General features: G+C 53.4%; 6 protein-coding genes. 2 read left to right on the top strand and 4 right to left on the bottom strand.

Annotated features, from left to right (window positions below):
* Positions 1–297: 297 nt before the first annotated feature.
* Entirely contained in the window at positions 298–1098 is an 801-nt protein-coding gene (locus BFP93_RS26300) for a GNAT family N-acetyltransferase (RefSeq protein ID WP_065892575.1), read from the bottom strand.
* A 282-nt stretch (positions 1099–1380) separates the two neighbouring features.
* On the opposite strand from BFP93_RS26300, the gene BFP93_RS26295 reads away from it, so the two are divergent.
* Positions 1381–1848: a DUF1203 domain-containing protein gene (locus BFP93_RS26295; protein WP_065895510.1), complete on the top strand. Its 468-nt coding sequence runs from the start codon at positions 1381–1383 to the stop codon at positions 1846–1848.
* A gap of 825 nt (positions 1849–2673) precedes the next feature.
* On the opposite strand, the gene BFP93_RS26285 is transcribed toward BFP93_RS26295, so the two are convergent.
* The 3 genes from BFP93_RS26285 to BFP93_RS26275 all read right to left on the bottom strand — a co-directional run bounded on the left by BFP93_RS26285 (position 2674) and on the right by BFP93_RS26275 (position 4981).
* Positions 2674–3255 (bottom strand): NADPH-dependent FMN reductase, encoded by a 582-nt coding sequence (locus BFP93_RS26285; protein ID WP_065883890.1) that lies wholly within the window; start codon positions 3253–3255, stop codon positions 2674–2676.
* A 122-nt stretch (positions 3256–3377) separates the two neighbouring features.
* Positions 3378–4121: an SDR family NAD(P)-dependent oxidoreductase gene (locus BFP93_RS26280; RefSeq protein WP_056861412.1), complete on the bottom strand. Its 744-nt coding sequence runs from the start codon at positions 4119–4121 to the stop codon at positions 3378–3380.
* Between the two features lie 2 nt (positions 4122–4123).
* Positions 4124–4981 (bottom strand): SDR family NAD(P)-dependent oxidoreductase, encoded by an 858-nt coding sequence (locus BFP93_RS26275; RefSeq protein WP_056861411.1) that lies wholly within the window; start codon positions 4979–4981, stop codon positions 4124–4126.
* A 149-nt stretch (positions 4982–5130) separates the two neighbouring features.
* Between BFP93_RS26275 and BFP93_RS26270 the strand changes: the two genes are divergently transcribed.
* Complete coding sequence (locus BFP93_RS26270) at positions 5131–6090, top strand: LysR substrate-binding domain-containing protein (RefSeq protein WP_240997065.1); 960 nt, start codon at positions 5131–5133, stop codon at positions 6088–6090.
* Positions 6091–6243 lie beyond the last annotated feature (153 nt).

Genomic DNA, 6243 nt, shown 5'->3' with positions numbered 1-6243 from the left:
TTAAAGGAAAGATTGTGAACTATGGACATAGCCACAGAGCAGTCATGGTCTGCTGTTGACTCTGATCTCTGATGTCCATACTTCACCTCCATTTTCCCGCGAAAAATCTAGGGGGTGCCCATACGTCATTGCATTGATCCAACCCTCTATTAGCTGCATCGCGTTTGACCTTTTTTCAGCTGACGTCCCTAAGCACTTGCGCATATGCGTAATTGCATGGACTTGACCGGTTGTTTGCATTGACTTGACCAGCACACTGGTTAGCCTTGACCGGCAGAAATCGGCCAAGAGCAGACTTCAGCTATCTACCAGGCGATATAGCGCTTGAGCGTGGGATGTCGCTAGCCCTGTACGCTGCAAATTTCGGCGACTTTGCGAGCTGGGAAGCGCGGTTGCGGCGATCACAATACTGCCGTGTTTTTTTGCTTGCTCTATCCGATGAGATATCAGGGCTCCATGGTAGCCCTGGCCTCGTGCATTTTTTCGGGTGGCAGCCGTCCCAAGGTAGGCAACTCCATTGCAGGCCAGGTACATCAACGCTCCTGCCACGACCTTTCCATCAGCCTTAAGAACGTAGATTTTCAGACGTTCATTTGTCATCAGTCCTGCTAACGAAGCCTGGCTCAACTGAAGATGCTCTGGCTTGGTATGAAATCCACTCGCATGCACGGCTGCGAACTCAGGAAGCGTTTGTGAGGTGGCTTCTTCGATTTCGAATGAGTGGTGATTCAAGACCACATTTTCGATGGTGCACGCGAGTTGCAGATGCGTCCACCCCCTCAGACGCTCCAGCCGCTTCTCACCCACCAAAGCGTACTGTTCCAAAGTCGAGGCCTTTCCGATAAGAGGCGTTACTGTCGAATACTCTGCTGATTCCTTGAGCAAGCTCAATAGTGACTTGGGTCTGTCGGTACTATCGCCGTAGATGCGATTGAGCATCGGGCTAGGTGATGCCTTCACCTGAAAGCATGGAAAAGCTTCGTTGAAAAACACACGAGCACCAAAAGGGTTTCCACTTATCCGAGACAAACTCTCGACGCGGGCACACAAATACTCGCTTTCTGCGGCCTCAATCGCATGAGCCATTCCGGCATTCATGTGCATAGTCCTTATTGCGTGATGTCCCAGAAGGGTAACGGCAAATTCAACAATACACACCTCCAAACACACAGCTGGTAGATAACCTGCTCCGGTGTCCCTTTGGGATCGATAACTGCCTGTCGCGATGGGCTGCAATCGGCCAAAAGCAGTCGCTCAGGTGAGACCGTTTTCGACCCTAAGCAGTCGGTCTCGGTCAGCTTGAATAAGGCAGCAAGAAACGGATAGTAAGTGCTGGACGAATTCCAGCCTGATACGACTCCAACTAATAGGAGTTTAACCATGGCGTTTCGTATAACTGGCCTTTCCCCCGAGCCATTCCAGTCACTGTTTGGATTGCCCGACCAAGAGCTAGCATCTCTCGGGATAAAGCGTTACATGGTCGACAGCAACCCAGGCTTTCCTGACCGTATCGAAATAAAGGATGCAGAGCTAGGTCAGAATGTGCTTTTACTCAACCATCTCTCTCAGCCAGCCGAGACGCCATACCGTGCCTCACATGCGATCTTCATAAGGGAGTGGGCTACGCAAGCTTATGACGCAGTCGATCAGATACCCGAGTCTATGCGAATCCGTCTGCTATCACTTCGTGCATTCACTGATGATGGGATGATGCTCAATGCCGACGTCGTAGATGGAATAGCGATAGAACCTGTTGTTACTCGGATGTTTGCTGATCCAGGGGTTAGTTACATTCACGTTCACAATGCCAAGCAGGGTTGCTACTCCGGGCGAATAGATAGGGCGTAGTCGCCGCAGTCTCGATGGCTCGTTCCGCTTTCGACTTTTCTAGTCACCAACTTTCCGCTATTGGCCGATTTCTGCCTGTCGTAGCGGGCAGTAATCGGCCAGAACCGGATGTTTAAAGCTGGGGCAATGAACTCGTCGAATTTCTTCCCGCTTTAAGAGTTTGCCGACGCGCTTTTACACACTCTGGGCTGGCAAGTAGAGTTAGGAAATCAACTCGTCCCTTTTTATAAAGTAGGTGCAAATGGTGGCTCCCTTCGTTCTCCAGGACTTTGATGTTGGATGGGTCGCCACCGACGCCGTCGGGCAGGTTGCGCTCTTCACTACGGGGGGGCCAGGGCCGGTTCCTGATTCCGCAATGCCCTCCGTCGAAAACTCCGAAGAATTTGTCCTTTCATTGCCGGAGGTGTCCGATGTAGATCGGGTCACTGCCAGGGCTGGCGTAAACGCTTTCGTTGAATTTGCCAAACGTGGGTTCTTCGCGTACGACTGGTCAGACGTTCATCGCGATTCACGCCAGGCCTTGAGGGGGTATGAGCTGCAATGCCGCCCACTGAATCCACTGACACTTTTCGATTTGCCTGCCCCTTTACGGGCATTAGCTGAGGCTACTCGGCTATCTGATGTAACCTTCGGAGCACCCATCATAGTGATAGGTGATCAGGTTTCTTAGCCTTCATTCGGCGATTCGGAGCCGCTTTTTTGGGCCGGAAGCTTTCAGTTGCGTACCGCAGCTCCCGGCCATTAGCGGACACTAAGGCCGTACGTGAAACCTGAGACGACTCATACAACGCCTTAGATCAGCCAAAGCAGAGAGTTTCTAGCACCCTAGATTAAACCCGTTGACTTGGCGGTATTGATTTCGACCCATGCAGCAAAGGCGTCAATGAATTTTTTCAAGAACTGAGTAGTTCCGTCGTCATTCAAATTTCCGCCTGGCCCCAGTAGCCTTGTCGCCCCACCGATATACGCTTCCGGCTGCTGCAAAAGTGGCATGTCCAGAAATACCATAGACTGACGTAAATGATGGTTAGCACCGAAGCCGCCGCTGGCACCGGGCGATACGCTTACGATAGCTGCGGGTTTGCCTGCCCACACAGACTCGCCGTAAGGGCGAGAACCAATATCAATGGCGTTCTTCAATACACCAGGAACTGACCTGTTGTATTCGGGAGTGAAAAACAGTACTCCATCTTTCGACGCCATATTTTGGCGAAAACGAGTCCAGGCTTCAGGGGCACTCTTACCGTTTTCTTCCAAGTCTTGGTTAAACAGATTCAGTTCATTGATCTCGACTATTTCTAATAAAAGGCTCGGTGGCGCAAGCGCGATTACTTCTTGAGCAAATAGGCGGTTCAACGACTCTTTGCGCAGGCTGCCGACAATGACGGCAATCTTTTTAGGCGACATGATGGGACCTTGATTTAAGTGGCTTTAAAGGGGGTAATCAATTTGAAAAGAACAAAAAAACGGACGTCGAACGGTGGCCGAACGATGAGGACTGCCCCACCGCCTGGTCATGTGGGTCTGCCCTATACTTTGGCGGCGCCGTTGACAACCAGGTGATGACCGGAAATCCAAGCTGCATCGTCACTTGCCAGGAAAAGCACGGCGCCTTCGACATCGGCGACAGAGCCCAAGCGCGCAAATGGCGACAACTGTGCCAATGCCTGATAGTCATTTTCCTGAAGGTTTGCGATGACACCGGCGTCACGTAGCGGCCCCGGTACCACACCGTTCACCGTGACGTTACGCTTGCCCATTTCCTGCGCGAGACATTCAACGTAAAGCCGGCCGGCGGCTTTGCTTCCGGCATACGCGGTGAAGCCTGCGTTCGGTACGATCGTCGTAGTGGACGAAATCACGATGATGCGTCCACCATCGGTAACATGGCGCGCACTTTCGCGAAGCGTATAGAAGGTGCCAAACACATTGGTTTTGGTGACAGCCTCGAACATCGCGTTATCGATTTCCGTGATCGGTGTGTCGATAAGCTCCCGCCCGGCATTGGCCACGACAATATCGATGCGCCCAAATCGAGCCAGCACTGCTGCGAATATGGCTTTGACAGCGTCCGGGTCGCTGATGTCTCCCCCGATGGCCATCGCTTGAGCGCCCTCAGCAACGAGAGCCTCGACATTTCGGTCGGCTGCGGCAGCGTCAGTGTTGTACGTCAACGCAACGGAAGCCCCCTCTCTGGCAAAACGACGTGCCAGGGATAATCCGAGCCCGCGCGATGCGCCGGTAATCAGTACAACTTTGTTGGTCATTCGCATGATCAGATTCCGTTGATGCTGCGTTCTGTAGAGGTTGCGTTGCCCTGCCACTGGACAAGTTCCTGCTCGACTTTGGCCATTTTTGCACGCATTCCGCCCATCGCATCGGCACCCAAGGCCGCGTGTACGGGTGGATGATCCGCCTCCATCAGGTTGATAATCGCCAAAGCCCCTTTTCCTGGAACATTCGGCTGCTTACCTTGCAGACCACCTATAGCTACACGGAACTTACCGACGGGTGTGCCTTCATAGTCATCGATTTTTTGCTCGACGTAAGCCAGTGAGCGACCCGCAAATTGGGTCTCGAATACACCGATGGTCAACACAGTCGTGGCGATGTTAAAGGGTGCAAGTTCACCTGCCAGTGCTTCCCCCAGGATGTCAGTAGCGCCCTTAGCGGCCGAGTACACGCCCATGCCCGGGTAGCCAATGAAGCCACCGATTGCGGAGAATTGAATGATGTGCCCGCTGCGCTGCTTGCGCATCGCAGGGGTTACAGCGCGAATGATGTTCAGGCCGCCAAAGAAATTCAGATCGAATACACGCCGCGCTTCTCGATCCGTCATTTCTTCAACTGCACCCACTGTGCCAGCACCCGCACAGTTGGCGACAATGTCGATACGTCCAAAGTGATCCAGCACCTGGGCCACACCCGTTTTGACCGCCACATCGTCTGTCACGTCTACCAAAACGCCCATGCCCTGCGCAGCATGTTTACCGTTATAGAAATCCACTTCTTCTTGCTTGCGAAAGGTGGCTGCGACTAGCGCACCTTTTTCCAGCAGTTGATGCACTAACTCGCGCCCCAATCCCGATGAGGCACCAGTAACGAGGACGACTTTGCCATTTATTGATTTCATTCTCTGCTCCGGGGTTTGGCTATTCACCGGATGTTAGGTATTGGGCCTCCCCCCAACAAGCCGGTTTGGCCAGATTCAACTTCCCGCTCATTGGACGCTCCTTCCCAGCGAAACATTGCCAAATAACCACATAGTTCTAGACGGTACCCTTGGAACTCTTCAAGATTAAAAATTGCCTTCCTATGATTGGGCCATACGTGAATCGGCTGGACCTGAACGATCTGTTTATTTTTGTCAATGTGGTCGATCGCGGTGGGTTTACTGCCGCAGTTGCAAGTACCGGTATGCCCAAGTCAACGCTTAGCCACCGCATGCAACAATTGGAGGGCGAATTAGGTGTGCGTTTGCTCAGCCGAACGTCGCGTCGCTTCGGTATGACCGAGGCAGGAGAAGAGTTTTACCAGCACGCGCTGGCCGCGCTGCGAGAAGCGGAGATGGCAGAAATGTCAGTGCGTCAGCGGTTGTTGGAGCCCGTCGGGACCATCCGGTGTACCGCTGGAGTCGCGACCATGAATTTCGCCATGGCGGGCATGATCGCTGACTTCCTTCGTGTCTATCCCAAGATCAATATGGTCGCTCATGCAGCCGATCGAACCATCGATATTGTTGGCGAAAATTACGACGTCGCCATCCGGGCGCATGAGGCTCCATTGCCGGACTCCGATCTTGTCCAGCGCATGCTCGGGGTCGCTCCCTGGTTTCTGTTCGCCGGATCAAGCTATCTGGCCGAACATGGCGCACCGGCCACGCCAGCGGAGCTAAGCAGCCACGCCTCGATTTTCTTTGCGCGAGCTAATGCCCCCATGAACTGGCGGTTGCGCCATGTCACTTTATCGATCGAAGAAATTGCTGTGCCCATCATGCCGCGGCTGCAAAGCGAGGACATGCTCAGCCTGCAACATGCAGCTATCAGCGGGCTTGGGATTGTGGCCCTGCCGAGTTACATCGCGCGGGCGGCCGTTGCGCGTGGTGAGCTTCATCGAGTTCTGCCCGAATGGATAGCTGGCGATGCCAGGATCACTGCACTGGTACCTTCCCGCAAAGGATTACTGCCGTCAGTACGTGTTTTCTTGGATCACTTGGCTTTGGAGTTTCCCAAGATCCTCTAGCTGTAAAGCCATCCTTAATACGCTGGGCAAATCGTTGCAGCGGCTTCTCCGTGAATACAGCACATTTTTTTACCGAATACAGCAACTACGGCGGCACTACCGAGCGGGTAGGCGCCGAAGATAGGGGGAGTTCTCGACGTCCATTCCACCGGA

Origin of the sequence: Pseudomonas sp. 44 R 15 (assembly GCF_900004965.1) — a bacterium.
Taxonomy (GTDB): domain Bacteria; phylum Pseudomonadota; class Gammaproteobacteria; order Pseudomonadales; family Pseudomonadaceae; genus Aquipseudomonas; species Aquipseudomonas orientalis_A.
The sequence above is the reverse complement of the archived record's forward strand: the minus strand, read 5'-3'. Positions and strand labels throughout refer to the sequence as shown.